Annotated in this window: 15 protein-coding genes; 3 read left to right on the forward strand and 12 right to left on the reverse strand. The window is 31.2% G+C overall.

All coding sequences use genetic code 11. The features are described 5' to 3' along the window. Positions 1-371: 371 nt before the first annotated feature. On the reverse strand, positions 372-1,064 hold the full coding sequence (locus tag RT412_RS16575; RefSeq protein WP_313370859.1) for a GGDEF domain-containing protein: 693 nt from the start codon (positions 1,062-1,064) through the stop codon (positions 372-374). Positions 1,065-1,256: 192 nt separating this feature from the next. Between RT412_RS16575 and RT412_RS16580 the strand changes: the two genes are divergently transcribed. Continuing rightward, positions 1,257-2,375 carry a cell wall-binding repeat-containing protein gene (locus tag RT412_RS16580; protein ID WP_313370861.1) on the forward strand — a complete coding sequence of 373 codons (1,119 nt, stop codon included), beginning with the start codon at positions 1,257-1,259 and terminating at the stop codon, positions 2,373-2,375. Positions 2,376-2,952: 577 nt separating this feature from the next. On the opposite strand, the gene RT412_RS16585 is transcribed toward RT412_RS16580, so the two are convergent. From RT412_RS16585 to RT412_RS16605, 5 genes are all read right to left on the reverse strand, one after another. After that, complete coding sequence (locus RT412_RS16585; protein ID WP_313370863.1) at positions 2,953-3,168, reverse strand: copper ion binding protein; 216 nt, start codon at positions 3,166-3,168, stop codon at positions 2,953-2,955. Positions 3,169-3,216: 48 nt separating this feature from the next. Continuing rightward, positions 3,217-5,673 carry a heavy metal translocating P-type ATPase gene (locus tag RT412_RS16590; protein WP_313370865.1) on the reverse strand — a complete coding sequence of 819 codons (2,457 nt, stop codon included), beginning with the start codon at positions 5,671-5,673 and terminating at the stop codon, positions 3,217-3,219. Between the two features lie 10 nt (positions 5,674-5,683). Further along, positions 5,684-5,827 (reverse strand): LDCC motif putative metal-binding protein, encoded by a 144-nt coding sequence (locus RT412_RS16595; protein ID WP_312578891.1) that lies wholly within the window; start codon positions 5,825-5,827, stop codon positions 5,684-5,686. Positions 5,828-5,842: 15 nt separating this feature from the next. Further along, positions 5,843-6,109, reverse strand: a complete 267-nt coding sequence (locus RT412_RS16600) for a metal-sensing transcriptional repressor (RefSeq protein ID WP_312652528.1) — start codon at positions 6,107-6,109, stop codon at positions 5,843-5,845. Positions 6,110-6,429: 320 nt separating this feature from the next. Then, positions 6,430-9,210, reverse strand: a complete 2,781-nt coding sequence (locus RT412_RS16605; RefSeq protein ID WP_313370868.1) for a UPF0182 family protein — start codon at positions 9,208-9,210, stop codon at positions 6,430-6,432. A 181-nt stretch (positions 9,211-9,391) separates the two neighbouring features. Between RT412_RS16605 and RT412_RS16610 the strand changes: the two genes are divergently transcribed. Beyond that, positions 9,392-12,628, forward strand: coding sequence for a transglycosylase domain-containing protein (locus tag RT412_RS16610; RefSeq protein ID WP_313413334.1), 3,237 nt, complete (start codon positions 9,392-9,394; stop codon positions 12,626-12,628). A 76-nt stretch (positions 12,629-12,704) separates the two neighbouring features. On the opposite strand, the gene RT412_RS16615 is transcribed toward RT412_RS16610, so the two are convergent. The 4 genes from RT412_RS16615 to RT412_RS16630 form a co-directional block, all read right to left on the reverse strand. Then, the gene (locus tag RT412_RS16615) at positions 12,705-13,034 is read right to left on the reverse strand and encodes a YHS domain-containing protein (protein WP_313370432.1); all 330 of its coding nucleotides are present in this window, start codon (positions 13,032-13,034) and stop codon (positions 12,705-12,707) included. Between the two features lie 80 nt (positions 13,035-13,114). Beyond that, on the reverse strand, positions 13,115-13,711 hold the full coding sequence (locus RT412_RS16620; protein WP_313370430.1) for a hypothetical protein: 597 nt from the start codon (positions 13,709-13,711) through the stop codon (positions 13,115-13,117). 185 nt (positions 13,712-13,896) lie between these two features. Next, positions 13,897-14,727: a prolipoprotein diacylglyceryl transferase gene (gene lgt / locus RT412_RS16625; protein WP_313370428.1), complete on the reverse strand. Its 831-nt coding sequence runs from the start codon at positions 14,725-14,727 to the stop codon at positions 13,897-13,899. 107 nt (positions 14,728-14,834) lie between these two features. Continuing rightward, complete coding sequence (locus RT412_RS16630) at positions 14,835-15,962, reverse strand: peptidoglycan DD-metalloendopeptidase family protein (protein WP_313370426.1); 1,128 nt, start codon at positions 15,960-15,962, stop codon at positions 14,835-14,837. A gap of 162 nt (positions 15,963-16,124) precedes the next feature. On the opposite strand from RT412_RS16630, the gene RT412_RS16635 reads away from it, so the two are divergent. Beyond that, a complete protein-coding gene (locus RT412_RS16635) occupies positions 16,125-16,571 on the forward strand; it encodes a hypothetical protein (RefSeq protein WP_312652543.1) in 447 nt (148 codons plus the stop codon). A 115-nt stretch (positions 16,572-16,686) separates the two neighbouring features. Here RT412_RS16635 and RT412_RS16640 read toward each other — a convergent pair whose 3' ends face one another. Further along, entirely contained in the window at positions 16,687-18,192 is a 1,506-nt protein-coding gene (locus RT412_RS16640) for a 4Fe-4S dicluster domain-containing protein (RefSeq protein ID WP_313370424.1), read from the reverse strand. 28 nt (positions 18,193-18,220) lie between these two features. Further along, a complete protein-coding gene (locus tag RT412_RS16645) occupies positions 18,221-18,490 on the reverse strand; it encodes an NAD(P)H-dependent oxidoreductase subunit E (RefSeq protein WP_312652547.1) in 270 nt (89 codons plus the stop codon). Between the last annotated feature and the right edge of the window lie 118 nt (positions 18,491-18,608).

Here is an 18,608-nt window from a genome sequence, read left to right on the forward strand (position 1 = left end):
TATTGACCTAGTTTTCGATGAGCCAGCTGACCTATTTTTAGATTAGCATAAACAGAGAATTCTAAGGATTTAATATTATTACTCAAACAAGGTGGATGAACTAATCCACATGTCTTTAAAAGATTACATAGAAAATAATCAAAAAAAAGAAAATAATATAATGGAATTAATATAATTATAATAAGAAGTCATGAAATGTTATTGCATTTTATTTTTTATAGGATTAACTTAAAGAAATATCAATTATAAAATAATGTATGTAACTGAAAAGCAGTATTCAATAATTGAATACTGCTTTTTATATAACCCCTTTTATTATACCAGCTTATAGAATATCTGATTGCTAATTTATATCGAAGTATTTATACCTTTTATATTGCGCAACTAGAAACTTGATTTTTGCCTAATCTTTTTGCCGTTAGAAGGGCATTGTCACTTGCTTTAATTATCTCATCAGCATGCTTACCATCATCAGGATAACTAGCTACTCCTAATGAAATTGTTATTGAAGGATAAGGATTATTATTTAATTCATTGATATTAAGCCTTACTTTTTCAGCAATTTCTAATGCTTTTCTTCTGTTGCAATCTTTTAACAAAATAACAATTTCTTCACCACCGTACCTATAGGCTTTATCACTTACTCTTATAGAATTGCTTATTTCACGACTAACTTTTTGTAAAACTATATCACCTACTTGATGTCCAAACTTATTATTAAATTTTCTAAAATTATCAATATCTATAAATATTATAGAATAACTTTCATCTAATGGTAATTCTATAATATCGTTGTCAAATGCTCTTCTATTTAAAAGTCCTGTTAACTTGTCAATATTAAGATTTTTCTTTAATAACTTATTAGAATTTTTTAATATGTGATACTTTTTATATAAGCCAATTGACATAAAATAATTTATTAAGCCAAAAATAACACCTTGACCTAAGCAATGAACAAGCTCACTTCCAATTAAAGGCATAATTATAAAATGATATAATAACCCGTAGCCAGCACCCAGTAAAAGCATACAGATTAACAAGCTGGATTTAAAAGCTAATTTCATATCAATACCTTCTTTAAGTATAAAATTTTTTTACGTATGTTTTATACTATCATTTATATAATTAAAATACAATAAAATTTTCCTTTTATAATATCTGTTGGTAATTTAAAAGCTTTAATTTTTTACCGATTACAAAGTAATATCAAATTGCAAAACTAATCATATATTAAACTATAGAAAGCAGGTGAAATTATGTTTAAATTAAACAACAACTACCCCATACAGCAAAATCCTGTACCATTTTATACGAATATTTCCTCAACAGTTAATACTACAAGAGTAAATTATGATGACATGTACTACTACAATGTTGCTGTATCAAATATTATATACCCCAGCCAAAATATTGACTGGCGACCACATGCTGTAATTCTGGTACCGTCTGATATGTGGCAATATGGAACCTGTGCCTCAAGTATTGTACACTTCCCTGTTAATGGACCTGTGTTGTTCACAGAAAGAAATTTTATGCCTCCTATTATCATAAATGAAATATTGAGGTTGAATCCTTCAGGTGAAGAGGTTCCTGCTAAAGTTTTGATAGCTGGGCCAATATCAAATGGAGTAGAAGATTATATAAGAACATTCGGATTGACAACTTACAGGATTACAAGTTTCGAAGATGTGTTTAATGCATGCATTGATATTGCAGACTTTAGGCTTAATACGATACCGCCTACATCAGAAGAAGGAAATAATGACGTAATAGTAATATCAGGAGAAAATTATGCAGAAGGCATCATTTCAGCCTTTTATGCAGCACATAAAGGCACTCCAATCATTATAGTTAGACGAAATGACATACCTCAACCAATTCAAAATTTCATTTCAAGAAACCGAAACAAAAATTATTATATAGTAGGTTCTTCTACCTATACAATTAGCGAAATTGTCGAATCACAAATCAAGAATATGATACAAGGCAGTGTGTATAGAATAAACGGCTATGATCCTTATACAATTTCAGTAAACTTTGCTAAATATGAAAGTCCTGTTGACAGTTTTGGATGGAAGCACAACAAGAAAAATGGTTGGGCATTTTCTTACAGTGAACTAAGCAAATGGTACCATATCATCTCAAGTGTGCTTTTTGCCCATTTAGGTAAGCATACGCCACTGTTACTGGTAAATAGCGATAATCTTCCTGATGTTGTTAGAAACTATGTAATAAGCGTTAATCCTGACAAAGAAATGCCTGACATGCCACCATATATGCATGCCTATATTTTAGGTAGCTTTTATGATATATCCCATGATACTCAAGTTGAAATCGAAAAAGTAACGGATATACAATCTAAAATGGAGCATTAAAGATATGGTACTTATCGCATTTTATATTCTGCAACTTTAAAATAATATAAGCTTGGTATCATAAACAACCTGATATTAAAATTCACATATCAGGTTGCTTTTAAGTTTCTAAGAAAATTATATCTCTCAACTTATAAAAATAACTATTTCATCATCTTTAGAAGTTCAATAATTTCATCTCTATTATCTGCAAACCCTACAACAACCTTTGTTCCAATTATAATTGTTGGAACAACCATAAGCTGATATTTAAATCGCAGTTCATTTTTATTCTGCTTATCAGCTATATCTTTATAAGTAACATCTATTTGATTATCCGCAAAAAACCTTTTTGCCTCAATGCAATCTGGTCATGTTTCCGAGGTATACATTATAATACTTCTACCTTTGTTTTTAATTATATTATCAAAAAATTTCATCGGTTTACCCTCCTCGCCCTTAATTATCATCATAAAATAAAATATAATATCTAATATTATACTACCCAATAGCCAGTTAATTAATCAACACTATAATGAGTAAAATAAAAAAGAGCTTTAAATAATATTCATTCATACTATTAAAGCTCTCTAACTTATTATAATTCTTCTATTCCTACTACTTCATAACCTGCTTCGTCAACTGCCTCTTTAAACTTTGCATCTTCTATAGGATGTGCCAATTCAACTACAGCATTCTTATTATCTAAATCTACATTTACAGTTTTTACCCCGCAAATTTCTCCTAATGCTTCTGTTACATGATTTACGCAATGTTGACAGCTCATTCCTTCAATTAATATTTTCTTTTTCATATTTTCCTCCATATAATTTTATTTTATATATTAAATAATTAGTTATAATTATCTAACTGGCTTAAATCTTTTTAATCTTAATGCATTAGCTAAAACTGACACTGAGCTTAAACTCATAGCTGCTGCTGCAAACATCGGATTTAACAAAGGACCTCCGAATAAGTATAAAGCACCCATAGCAACTGGTATACCTAATGTGTTATAAGCAAATGCCCAGAATAAGTTTTCTTTAATATTTTTTATTGTACTTTTGCTTAATTGTATAGCTGTTGGCACATCCATTAAATCACTTCTCATTAGAACTATATCAGCTGATTCCATTGCTACATCTGTACCAGAACCTATTGCTATTCCGATATCAGCTTGAGCCAATGCAGGAGCGTCATTTATACCGTCTCCAACCATTGCTACCTTTTTACCTTCAGATTGAAGTTTTTTAACTTCGTTGGCTTTATCCTGTGGTAATACTTCTGCTAATGTTCTATCTATTCCTACTTGCTTTGCTATAGCTTCCGCAGTTCTTCTGTTGTCACCTGTTATCATAGCTACCTCTATACCCATCTGGTGTAGCTTTTCAATTGCTCTTTTACTGTTTTCCTTAACTGTATCTGCTACTGCTATTATACCTGCAATTTTGTTGTCAATAGCTACATACATAGGTGTTTTGCCTTCTTCTGCAAGCTTGTTAGATGTTGATTCCAAATTTTCCAATGAAATATTACGTTCAACCATAAGCTTTCTGTTACCAGCCAATATATTTTTCCCTTCAATCGTAACTTCAATTCCATGACCAGGTATTGCATTGAATGAATCTAACTTCTTAAACTCTAATCCTTTGTCTTCTGCACCTTTTACGATAGCTTCTCCAAGAGGATGTTCTGAACCCTTTTCAGCTGATGCTGTTAATTGAAGCAAGTCATTTTCTTTTATGCCATTTGATGTTATTATATCAGTTACCTTTGGTTTTCCTTCAGTTATTGTTCCTGTTTTATCAAATACGATTGTTTTAATTTTATGGGTTGTTTCAAGTGCAACACCACTTTTTATCAATACTCCGTTTTCAGCACCTTTACCTGTTCCAACCATTATAGCTGTTGGTGTAGCCAATCCTAAAGCACATGGACATGCGATTACAAGAACTGATATAAATATTGTTAAAGCAAATACTGTTGACTGTCCACCAAAAAAGTACCAAGCTAATGCTGAAACTATTGATAAAACTATTACTACTGGTACGAAATATCCTGAAATAATGTCAGCTAATTTAGCAATAGGTGCTTTTGAACCCTGCGCATCTTCAACTAACTTTATTATTTGAGCTAATGCAGTATCCTTGCCAACCTTTGTTGCCTTGTATTTTATAGAGCCATTTTTGTTTATACTTGCTCCAATAATATTATCACCGATATTTTTTTCTACAGGTATACTTTCTCCTGTAAGCATTGATTCATCAACTGAAGTTATTCCTTCAGTAACTACACCATCTACAGGCATTTTTTCACCTGGTTTAACAACTATAATATCTCCAACTTCAACCTCATCAATAGAAATTTCAACTTCCTTGCCATCTCTAATTATTATTGCTGTCTTTGGTGCAAGGCCCATTAATTTCTTTATAGCTTCAGATGTTTTACCTTTTGTAACTGATTCTAAATATTTTCCTAATGTAATAAGCGTTAATATTACACCGCCTGCTTCAAAGTATAATTCATTTGCATAGTCACCATTACCGCCGTAAATTTGTACAATAGCATAAATTCCATATACATAAGCTGCTGCTGTACCTATTGCAATCAGAGAATCCATGTTAGGGCTCCCTTTAAACAATGCTTTAAAACCTACAGTAAAGTATTTATATCCAACAATCATAGTTGGTGTAGTCAAAAATAATTGTACAATTGCAAAATTCCATGGATTCATCATTGGATCTATAATTTCAGGCAATTTTAATCCAATCTTTTCTCCAAACATATGCCCCATAGCCATGTATAAAAGTGGTGCCGTGAAAATTGCTGATATTACAAATCTTCTCCATAAAGATTTTATTTCTTTTTCTTTTCTTTCCTTGTCTGCGTCTACTGATGTATCTTCTTCAATAGCTTTATATCCTGCTTTTTCAACTGCCTTTTTTATTTCTGAAACCTTTACTAAGGTCGGTTCATAACTTATTGTTAACTTTTCTGTAGCAAAGTTTACATTTGATTCTGTAACACCATTTAACTTTCTGGTAGCTTTTTCTACATTTTTAGCACATGAAGCACAGGTCATTCCTTCAATTTTCATTGTTTTTGACACTGCTTCAGATAAAGCTTTATATCCTGCTTTTTCTACAGCAGCTTGTATATCTTTTACAGTAACCTTTGAATCGTCAAAGGTTACATTTAACTTTTCAGTTGCAAAGTTTACACTTGCATCTGTAACACCCTGTACTTTCTTAGTAGCTTTTTCAACTGTCTTAGCGCAGGACGCACAGGTCATTCCTTGAATTTTAAGACTCTTCTCCAATCATTACACCTCATTTCTTATTTGTATTACTAGTAGTAGCTTGTGTTTTTGGTTTTGGTTTATTTAAATCACAGCAATCCATTCTACCTGTACCAAAAGTTTTTTCATTCTCTTTAGCCAATCTGTCTAGCCAGTTTTTAATAAATTTAAACATTTATACCACTCCTTTTTATTTTTGTATAATTTTTTCTAATATATTAATTATTTCATCAACTTTTTCATCACTTTTATCTTTTATAATGGCTTCTTTTACACAATGATGAATATGTTGTTTTAAAATCAATACATTTGATTTTTTTAATAGTGATTGTGCTGCTATTATTTGATTAGATATATCAACACAATATCTGTCATCTTCCAACATCTTAATTATGCCTTCAATTTGTCCTTTAGCTGTCTTTAAAGATGCTACAGCATTTTCCTTCTCTTTATTCAATAGAATCTCCTCCTCATATATTAATTATTTGCCTATTTGTGTGATATATACAGATTTTGATAAACTCTATACCCCCGGGGGGTGTTTTCTTATGTGTATAATAACAAAAGGTTATGGAGAAATTGTGAAGATTTAAAAAATATTTTTTCGTTTTCCTAAATAAAAATTGCTCCCATATTATTGGATTTACTCTAAAAAATTCAACACTCCTCTAATTATGGGAAATGAAATCGAATTAATTGCATATAATTCTCCGTGTATTTTAAAAATGAAAACCGTCAGACTGCGCAAAACATAATTCGCAGTCTGATGTCCCATTGTCACATTCCATCAGTTAATAAATTCAATTGATTCAATTGATTCAATATGTCTTTTAACTCTTCTAATCTTTCTCCGTACTCAGCCCAGTTTCCATTCTTTTGAGCTTCTGTTGCTTCATTGAAAATCAAAGTTGCTTGTTCTATTAAAACATTAATATTTGTATTGTCATATTCTTCATTAATAGGTTTTTCTGGTTCTGGTTCAGTATAAATACCAAAAATTCTTTCAATAGCCTGGTCTAACGTAGGCTCCATTACAATTCTATCGCCATAGGAAACAACCACCATTTTCATTTCAGGGAAGTTGCTTTCTGTATCTGACTTAAGATAAATAGGCTCTATATAAAGCAATGAATCTTCTATTGGTACTACTAGTGTGTTACCCCTTAAAACAGTTGATCCAACCTGGCTCCACAATGTAAGTTGTGATGAAATTACAGTATCCTGGTCAATTTTTGTTTCAATCATGTTAGGTCCTGGTATTGTCTTGGTTTTTGGAAATTTATACAATACAAGCTCACCATAATTTTCTCTATCGTTTCTTGCAGCCAACATGGCAATCATATTATCCTTGTTTTGTGGAGTATATTGTGTGGTTAAAAGGAACTCAACATTGTCTTCCTCTGGTAGCTTGAACATTACATAGCTTGAACCAACAGGATCTTCTCCTCTATCCATATATTTTTCATTAGCAATATCCCAATAGTCTTCTCTACCAAAGAATACTGTTGGATTCTCTATATGATATAATCTATACATATCAGACTGCACATCAAAATAAACTTGTGAATATCTCACATGATTTTTTAATCCTTCAGGCATTTCACTTAAAGGCTTAAATAAATCAGTAAATATTTTGTCATATGATTTAATTATTGGGTCAGTTTCATCAGCTATATAAAAATCAATTGAACCATCATAGGTATCTACAACAACCTTCACTGAATTTCTAATATAGTTTACATTCCAACCTTGAATAAACTTATCTGTAGGCTGAGAATACGGAAATCTATCACTGGCAGTAAATCCTTCTATTATCCAATAAAGTTTCCCGTCATCTTGATTGACTACTATGTAAGCATCAGGGTCGAAATACATAAATGGAGCTATTTCATAAACTCTATCTATTATATTTCTATTAATTAATATTCTACTGTTTGAATTTACGTTATTTGAAATCAACAGCCTGTAGCTTCCTTCTCTCAAGCTGAATAATAGTTTATTTACAAATGATAAATTTATTCCTGCCCTGCCTTCATACAGTGTCTCAACATTATCAGAGCCTGAAGGGTAATCAAATTCCTTTTCGTCTGTATTAACAATTATGTATTCATCAGTTTTTTCACCAAAATAAATTTCTGGTCTTGTTATTTTAAAGTCTGTATTTGTTGTTGGGGGTATATTGCTTACAAGCATTTCAGGCTGTCCTTGTGATGTAACTTCATTAACCTGTGACACTGTTACTCCATAACCATGAGTATATTTTAAATACTGGTTAACCCATGTTCTTGCCTGCTCATTTAAACGATTTTGATCTAGTTCTCTTGCTGATAAGAAAATCTGCTTGTAATCCCCATCAATTATGTATCTATCAACGTCAACATCATTAAACACATAATATGGTCTAATACCCTGTAATTGATTATAAACCTGAATTAAAGGCTCCTGGTCATTAATTCTAATGTTATCAATAACCTCTTGATTATTATTTATATCTTCAATAGTTAAATTATTATTTGCTGGAAACTCTACATCAATTACATCATTTAAGGAATAGGCTGCTTGTGTGCTTTTGATGCTGTATTCCATGTATTTTGTTTCCTTTGAAAGCTGGTCAGGTTCTACAATGAAATTTTCAACTATACCAGCAAGTCCTGTTCCTGCTATAGAAATAATTATTAATGTAGCCGGAACTGTCAAAGCAAATTTTAAATTTCTCTTTCTTGAACCCATAAAAAATGTAACTGCAGCTATCAAGCATCCGATTGCAAGAATTCTGTATAAATTAAGTGTTATATTAAAATCAGTAAATCCTGCTCCAAACACTCTTCCTAATTGAGAATACAATAAATCATAGCTCATTAACACAAATCTGACAGCTAAAAATGCAAATACAAGTATTCCTATAAAGGACAATTCATTAATGATTTTAGTTGCAAATTTCTTGTTTAACACTGTACTTAAATCAAATTGTTGATTATTGAATTTCATTTCTTCAAATTGTTCATGCACATTTTTAATGCTGTCTTTAATTGCAAGATATGCATTAAACAGTACTGTTACAACAATTAAGAGGAACAATATGTTTATAATAAAATCAACTGCAGTATTAATTAAAGGTAGCTTGAAAATATAAAAGCTCACATCATTGTTAAATACAGGGTCAGTGAAACCAAAGCTTTCACCATTAATAAATTGCAATATTTGAAACCACATGCTTGATACAATATTTGCAGTAACTAAAAAACTTATTGCTACAGAAAATAATTTTATCCACATGTTGACCTTTTTGTTAATGGCCATATCCACAACTTCAGATTCTAAATCATACTTCTTTTTTAATCTTTTTATAAATATGTATAATAAAAAAACCAAAAATACAAAAACAGGCACTCCTATAGTAAATTGAGCTTTTATTTTAGTTAAAAATGTTTCTGTATATCCTACTTCTTTAAACCATAAGTAATCTGTTGAAAATTTAATTGCTCCACCAAAAGTATTAATTAATAAAAATAATATTATAATTAATCCTATGGTGAAAAACCTTCCTCTATTTCTCATAAAACCTCCTTCTAAAAATATCATCTGTATTTCCTTATATCATTTAAATATGGAGAAGTTATGAATTTTTTAAATAAACCTTAAATAATAACTTCTTATTCTCCACATAAACTACATAATTTTATGTTATTTATAAGTTTTAAATACTATTTGTAATTTCAAATTATAAACGGAGGTTGCTATGTCTGAAGATTATGAATTAACTAAAAGCAAAGAAGGCGGTAGTAAAACTCGAAAGCAAAAGAAGATGAGAAAGAAATATAAAATTATGCGTATTATACTGCTATTAATGTTAGTTGCAATAGTTATTGCGGGTGCATCAGTATTAAAAACTGTAATTACAATAGTTAAAAGCGCACCTGAAATAGATCCTACGAAAGTGCTTAATACGCTTTCAGAAAGTTCGGTAATAATTGATGAAAATGGAAATATTATTGAGCAGATTCATGACCCTAATGAAAACAGGGAAATAGTAAAATTAAGTGATATTCCGGAATATTTGCAAAATGCATTTATCTCTATAGAAGATCAGCGTTTTGAAGATCATTTTGGTATAGATATAAGACGTATAATAGGTTCATTGTTTCACAATTTTAAAGTTGGTGACCCTACAGCTCAAGGTGCAAGTACAATAACTCAACAGCTAGTCAAAAATTTATACCTAACAAATGAAAAGTCATGGGAACGCAAAATAAAGGAAATATATTTGGCAATACAGGTTGAAAGAAAGCTTTCAAAAGATCAAATACTTGAAAACTATCTTAACACCATTCCTTTAGGTCAAAGCTCCTATGGTGTTCAAACTGCAGCCTACACTTACTTCTCAAAAGACGTAAGCGAGCTTACATTAGCAGAAAGCGCACTATTAGCAGGGGCTGCTAAAAGTACTGTCCACTATGCACCTTTTAACAGATATAAATTGGATGACATAACTTATATTCCTGAAGAGGATATCATAGGTTATGTCTATATCGGTTCAGTGCAATACGCATGTGTTTATAATCAAAATGCAATTAATAGACAACAAGTTATATTAAACAAAATGCTTGAATTAGATTATATAACACAAGAAGAATATGACATTGCCGTTCAAGAGGATATGCGTGCAGCATTAAATCCTGGCCAAACCAAGGTTGAAGGGATTTCTTCTACGCCAATAGATTATGTAAAAGAAAAAGTTATTGAGGATTTAATTGAAACACAAGGATTGTCCTATGAAGAAGCTGAAAATTATATATACAAGGGTGGTTTGACAATTACTACTACAATTGATATTAACATGCAAAAATCACTTGAAGATTCATATGCAAACTTCTCAGCTTTGTTCTTGGGTGCAGAACCATCAGGTGACAAACCAATTGCTCAGGACTGGAGATACTTCAAATGGTCAAATGGTGAAGGCACAGGAGCCTTGGATTCAGCACTTAACATTCTGAATGAAAACGGTCAACTCATTTATTACGCAAAAGACAATATTATGAATGCAGAAAACAGCGTATATTTAACTGCTGATGAGTACTACTTTGATGATAATGGAAATTTGGTAATAAGTTCAAAGAAATTTGATATATACAGTTCTTCTGTGGATATAGTAGATGCATACACTGTTGATGAAAAATTAAATTTTGTTTCTCATCAAATAGGAACCCTAAACATTGGCAACAATTATGAAATTCTTGAACAAAAAGGTTTAAAGGGAACTTTCAGAATACCTAAGAGCTATGTTGAAAAAAATGCTGAAATGTTCCAAGTTGGGAGTGATAATTACTTAAGAATTCCTGCGGGATATTTCTACTTCCAGGAAAAAGGAGTCGTCCAGCCTCAGTCAGCAACAGTTATAATGGATTATAAAACAGGTAAAATAAAAGCTATGATTGGCGGAAGAAATATTGAAGGAAGCAAATTATTCAACCGTGCAGCTGATGCAACAAGACAGCCTGGTTCTACGATAAAGCCCTTATCCGTCTATTTGCCTGCTCTTGATTTAGGATATTCAGCTGTTTATCCAATAGATGACCTTCCAAGATACAAGGAGGGCAGCAATGACAGATGGCCTAAGAACTGGTATGAATACAGAGATATTAAATATTGGGGATTGCAGACTCTTCGTAAATCCGTGGAGCAATCTATTAACACTAATGCTGTTACAATGCTTGAAACAATAGGAAAAGATGCTGCTATGAATTCACTGGCAAAATTAGGATTAATAGATTTAAACAATCCTGAAAATGATACATTTATTTCTCCATCAGAAAATCCTTCATACAATGATGTTAATCTGGCTTCTCTTGCATTAGGAGGTTTAACTAAAGGATTTACACCTCTAGATATGACAGCTGCATATGGAGCAATAGCAAATGACGGTGTTTACATTGAACCAATAGCTTATACAATGGTAGCAAACAGCAAGGGCGAAACAATATTGGAAAAAGTTCCTGAAACCCACGTTGTTGTAAGTCCTGAGGTTGCATCTTTAATGAAGGATATTTTAAGAACTACAGTTAATCCTGGTCTTTCATACAAAGCTAAGCTTCCTGCTGAAATGGGAATTGAAGTTGCTGGTAAGACGGGGACAACTCAATCAAACGGAGACTTCTGGTTTGTAGGATTTTCTCCATACTATGTAGGAGGTATATGGGTTGGAAATGACAATGTACAAATGAAGCTTTCAGGAGACAGTGGTGCCAATGCAAGATTATGGAGTGCTATAATGACCCCTATACATCAAGGTCTGCCTCCTGCAAAAATTGAACGCAATCCAAATTTGATTCCTGTTCAGGTTTGCAGTATTTCAGGTCAATTACCATCTGAATTATGTGAATTAGATGAAAGAAGTAATCATATAATTACAGAATATTTTGTACCAGGCACACAACCAACCGAGAAATGTGATATTCATGTAAAAGCAGAAGTATGTACAGATCATAATTTGCTTAAATCACAGTATTGTCCTGAAAATTTAGTAGAAACTAAAGTTTTCTTTACTAGAAATCCATTGTATGATCCTGATGCTGGTACAGATAATTATGAAGCTAAAAAACTTTACCGCCAAATACTTGAAGATTCAATAACCTTTTCGTTAGATGAATTAAAACAAGTATATTTAAGCCAAGCTACCTGGGATGAAAACAACAAATTAACTCATGTTTTAGGAGTTTCTGTTGAAAATTTGAGTTCTTCTAACTCAATTGTAGAAGATTATCCATATCAAATACCTACTAAAACTTGTACGTATCATACAAAATGGCACTATGAGCAATGGATTATCCAGAAAAATTCTACTAAAGACAATAAAAATGATAATAACTTGAAAGACACTATTTCAGATATTGTTGATGGGTTGATAGATAATGGCAATACGGACAATTCAAGTAGCAAACCAACAGATTCAAACTTGGAATATATTATAAAAAATTGATATATTTATTTTTAAATTATAAATGACAAAAAGCATCTGTCATATGAACAGATGCTTTTTTATTACCACAGTTGATTTATACTACAGATGAAACATTCTGAGACGATTCAGGATTTTCTACAAAACTTCTTCTGCATGATTCACTGCAAAAATAATAAGTTTTTCCATTTAAATTTTGTTTTATTGCTGTTTCAGGATTAACATACATACCACATACTGGGTCAATAACCATTTCAACTTGATTGCTATCTATCCTGCCGTTACCAGATTGTCCTGCATTCCCATGACCTTCATTATTATGTCCACCATGAGAATGTCCACCACAACACCCTCCCCCTTTAAACATCATATATCCCATTGCACCTATTGCAAGAAAATATAAACCGTTCTGCAATACAAATTCCATAATCTTTTCCTCCTGATATTATTTTCTAGTATTATGATAAAGAATACTTATGAAGTTTTTGTGGAGAATAAAGTTTTTTATTAATATAATTTATCATCATTATACAAATGTACTCTTTCACCTGAATTCCCTACATCACTAAATACTAAAGAAAAAAATTCAGTTTCAGAATTTATGATTTTATTGCCATTAAACTCATTCTTAATTGTTAAAACACCGTTTATGTGATGAATATCATTGTTTTTTAATTCCCATTCAAATCCGTCATTTATAATAATTCCTTTATCTGTACGAAACTCTATATACTTACTAATCTCTTGATATGATGATAAATCTATTGAATGCGTTCCAAGTGATACATTAAATACCAAATTATCAATGTCCCCATTTCTAGGGCTTAAATAATCCACTATAATATCTATATTTCCCTCATTGCTAAAAGTAATATACTTTGAGAATATACTGTTTTGTGTTTCAACATATATTTTTTCTTCTTGTTCATTGGAAATTTCATTAGAGCTTTCATCAATATTGCCTTTTATATCTGAAACTTGCTCCTGCTCATTAGTTTTTGGTTGTTCATTTTCCTTAATAGAAGGATTAATGACCTTAAGAATTACATACAATATCAATAATCCAACTGCGCATATAATAATTAATTTAATACTTTTTTTCATAGCAACACCTTATCCTAATTTTATCTTTCATATTTTTTATGTTTATACATTAACATATAATTATGAAGTAACTATGGAATTTTTAAATTTATATAAGATCAATATTTAAATTTAAAATCTAAACAATTTAGCTTCTAAAAAAGAACTAGCCAATTTATACTAGTTCTTATTATTTATTAGTATTTTCAACCTTGTACATAATAAAAAACGAATACTGATACTGCAATTAACACAATTAAATATAATATTGAAGCGTTTAATTTAATTTCTTTATTAACCAAATCATTATTATATTTAGATCTATTTTTTGAAAGTATTTTGTAAACTACAATTCCTATGATTACTAAAATCAAACTCAATAAATGAGAAATTGAAAATGGACCCCATATTATTGGATTTATTCTAAAGAATTCAACAATTCCTCTAATTATAGGATATGAAATCAAATAAATTGCAAATAATTCTCCGTCAAATTTTTTATGATAACTTCTTCTCCATAGAAATATAAATAATATATAATCCAAAATAAATTCATAGACTTGTGCAGGATGTAATATCTGTCCACCATAATTAATACCCCATGGCATTATATTATTCATAGTTTTTCCGAAAACATCACAGCCTACTCTTCCAATTCCTTGGGCCAACGGCAATGCTGTAACAATAATATCCGCTAGTTTTAAAAATGACTGTTTCTTTTTGACAGTATAAATATATCCAGTAGCTATAGCTGTAAAAATCCCTCCATGAATTGATAATCCCCCTTCATAGATTTTAAAAATCTCGACAGGATTATTAAAATAAATTGATGGATTATAGAATAATATATAGAATAATCTTGCTCCAAGTACCCCTGATATGATTGTAATTAAAATTAAATCTGTTATTGTTTCTGAACTAATATCCCTTTTTTTTGCTTCATTTATAGCAAAAATTGTTCCTGCAGCAATACCTGCTGCTACAGCCACTCCAAAAAAATATATATGAAATGGACCAATACTAAATAACTCTTTCATTATAAACATCTCTCCTTTTATCACACTGCTAATTCTACTAAAGATTTAAAAATAAAAACAAAAATTATATTCATCTAATTATTAATAATTAGGTTAAGTGGTAAGCATTATTTTACATAATCCAGAGGATTTTGTGGCACACCGTTAATTCTGTATTCAAAATGAACATGATTTCCTGTTGAATAACCTGTAGAACCTACTAAAGCAATAGTTTCTCCTTTTGAAACTGCTTGTCCTTTACTAACCAGTAATTTAGAAGCATGAGAATAAAGAGTTGAAATTCCTCCTCCGTGATCTATAATTACATAATTGCCGTAAGACCAATGGTACCCGGAAAAAATAACAATTCCATCATTAGAAGATACAATAGGCTGTCCATATGGACCTGGTATATCAATTCCACGATGATTTGACCATGCTCCAGTTATCGGATCAGCTCTTCCACCAAAGTAAGATGATATTCTGCTGTACCCCGGTAAAGGCCAAGACATTCCACCTCCAGAAAATTCACCTGCTCCCTGTAAAGATAAAATGTCTCTTTCAATTTGACTTGATTGGGCTTCTTCGGCAGCCATTAATAATTCAAGGGACTTAATATCCTGCTCAAGGCTTGAAATATAATCGTCTTTAGCTTTAGAGGCTGTCTCAACACTTTCTTTCTTATCACTTAATTCTTTTATTACATCCGCTAATTCAAGCTTCTCATTTTCAAGGCTTAATTTAACTTCTTCAACCTTTTTCTTTTGTTCTTCTATACTTTTTAGCAATTCTACGTCGCTTTCAACAATAAGTTGTACCATATCAACACGTGTCATTGCATCGGTTAAATTTTCTGCATTAAGTATTAACTCAATGTAACCAGAAGTACCACTTTTGTACATAGCTCTTAGTCTTTCTCCAAGCAATTTGTTATTTTCTTCTATTTCTTTATTTAATTTGATAATTTCTTCTTCCTTTAAATTAATTTTCATATTTAATTCTTGTTTTTGAAGTTCGTAATTTTGTAATTCTAAATTAAGTGCATTAATCTCCAGCTGTAAACTGTCTATATCTGCTTGCATACTATTTTTTTCATTTTTCAAAGCATTCGCTTCATTCCTATATTCTAATATTTGGCTTTGTATACTTGCTTGTTTGTTTTGCAAATCATTAATGCTTCCTCCGGCATTTAATGGTGTAAAACTTTCAATGGCAAATATTATGCTCAAGCTTAAAATTATAGATTTCTTAAACATACGTATTCTCCCTGTCAAATAAATTATGTATTCTACAAATAATGACAAAGATATCAAAATATTATGGAGTTTCTATGGAGAAAATTATTTTTTATCTCCACAACAACTTCATAATTTAAATTTATACTGTACCCATAGAAATTAAAAAAAGGAGAGATAGATATGTTTAAAAAAGTATTAGGTTTAACTGCTGCTGTAGTAGTTGTCTTAGGGTTAGCTTCTGTTTCACTTGCAAAAATAGGTGTAGAAAAAATAATAAGCAATCCAGTATATGCACAAACATCTGTTACAACAAATAATAGTTCATATAGTAAATATGATATGATTGAAACAATGAGAAATAATGGCTTCAGTGATATAGCAGATGATTTGGAAAACGGTGATTACAAGGCGATGGATGATTTTATGAATACTTTAACTGAAGAGGATTATCAAAAAATGATTGATTTAATGAGAGAAACAAATCCTGGAATGGCAGATATGATGGAAGGCATTGGAAGAGAACAAATGATAGAAATGCATAATGCCATGGGTGGAGCCGGTGGCTGCCATGGAAATAATAGAAATAATGGTAATGATGAATTTGAAGAAACAAAGACAGTTTTATAAACAGTAGAATTAAAAAAAATATATATTTAAACAGTATTCAAAATTTATTTGGATACTGTTTTTTTGTTTATAATTATATTTTATTAATTAATAAAGATATCTTTACTTTTTCATCTTATTTATCCCTTAATTTACCATCAATAATATCATTATCAAATGGAGTTTTATATTCTGACTGATTTTTAAACTCAGTTACTGCCTTTTTGACTCTATTTAATGAAGCTATTGTTCCCGGTCCGCCGATACATCCACCAAAACACGCCATACCCTCAAGTAAATATCCGTTCTTTTTCCCTGCCTTTGCCAACCTCATAAGTTTTACACACTCATGCAAAGTAGATGCACCTTCAACATTTATCTCTCTAAAAGGGTCAATTTTTTGAGCGGTATTTTTTACTGCTTCAGCTACTCCACCTGCTATGGCATAGCCACGACCGAGTGTAGAAGCATCCTGTATTTCTTTTGATACCTCTATTTCTGATAATTCTATTCCCTTAGCAACAAACATACCCATAAGTTCCTCAAAGGTTATTACAAAATGTACATAATCTTTAACATCTTCTCGTAATGCTTCTAACTTCTTAGAAATACAAGGACCTATAAATGTAATTTTTGCTTCAGGATCCTTATTCTTAATATACTTAGCGGTCTCTACCATTGGAGAAGAAGAATCTGATATATATTGGTATTGATCCGGAAACAACTTCTTAACCATTATTGTCCAAGAATTGCAGCAACTTGTTCCCATATAAGGATTTTCGCTAGGTACTCTTTCAAGAAATTCTTTTGCTTCCCGTAGAGTTGTAATATCTGCTCCAAGGCTAACCTCTACTACATCTTTAAATCCTAGTTGCTTAATACCCTCGAATATTTGAATTGGAGACGCTAATGGTCCAAACTGAGCCAAAAATGACGGAGCAATAATTGCATACATATGATTATTTTTCTTCAACGCTTTTACAAGCTGGTATATTTGGGACTTATCTGAAATAGCTCCATATGGACACTGAATAATACAATTCCCACAAGATACACATCTAGCTGCATTAATTTGAGCTCTACCTAAATAATCACTATCAATTGCATTAACACCACATGCTTCAGCACAAGGTCTCTCATACTTTACAATTGCGCTATATGGACAGGTTTCCTTACACCTACCACATTTAATGCACTTATCCTGATCAATAATTGCTCTTTCCTTACCAATAGAAACTGCATTTGTTGGACATACATTAGTGCAAGGATGGGCTAGGCACTTTCTACAATTGTCCGTAACATAAAAAGACTTAGTCGGGCATGCCTCACACGCAAAGGTAATGACATTTACTAAGGGCTCAATAAATTGAGTTTCATCAACATTTGCTTCAGAAATTCCATCAGTAACACGATGATACTCCGTTGGTTTTCTTACATCTAACCCCAATGTCAACCTTAGTCGTTCATCTACTATTGCTCTTTCTCTAAATATACTATCTCTATATATAGCTACCTCTCCAGGTAAAATATCAAATGATAATTTTTCCAATTCGCTTAAATCAGTTTCATCATATGCCATTTTGGCAATTTTTGTAAATACTTGTCTCCTAATGTTAATTAGATTAACATAGCTTTCTTTCATAAAAATTAGTCCTCCAAGTTTCTTTCTGTCACTTTCTCATTTTATTAACAATCTTCTCCATGACAGTCTGACCTGTTGCATGAAACATAGTCTCGTCATCTATAACTACTACAGGTGCTGCCTGTTCTATCTCATCTTTGCAAAATCCTAAACACTTAATTACTTCTACTTCCAATTCTTCATCGCTATAGTTGTCTGCATCATTATTGATAATATCCTTTAAGTCATCAATCTGATCTAAAATTCCCATTGAACCCAGCAATGTACAGCATGAACCTACACAGACTTTTATCTTCATGATATTCCTCCAAATACTATTATTTGTTAGCTCTTATTTAAATATTATATAGTATCATGATGCATTTTTCCATAAAAAAATCAATAAAACCTAATATCACTCGTATTATTGATTTTTT

The organism is Sedimentibacter sp. (assembly GCF_032080165.1).
Taxonomy (GTDB): domain Bacteria; phylum Bacillota; class Clostridia; order Tissierellales; family Sedimentibacteraceae; genus Sedimentibacter.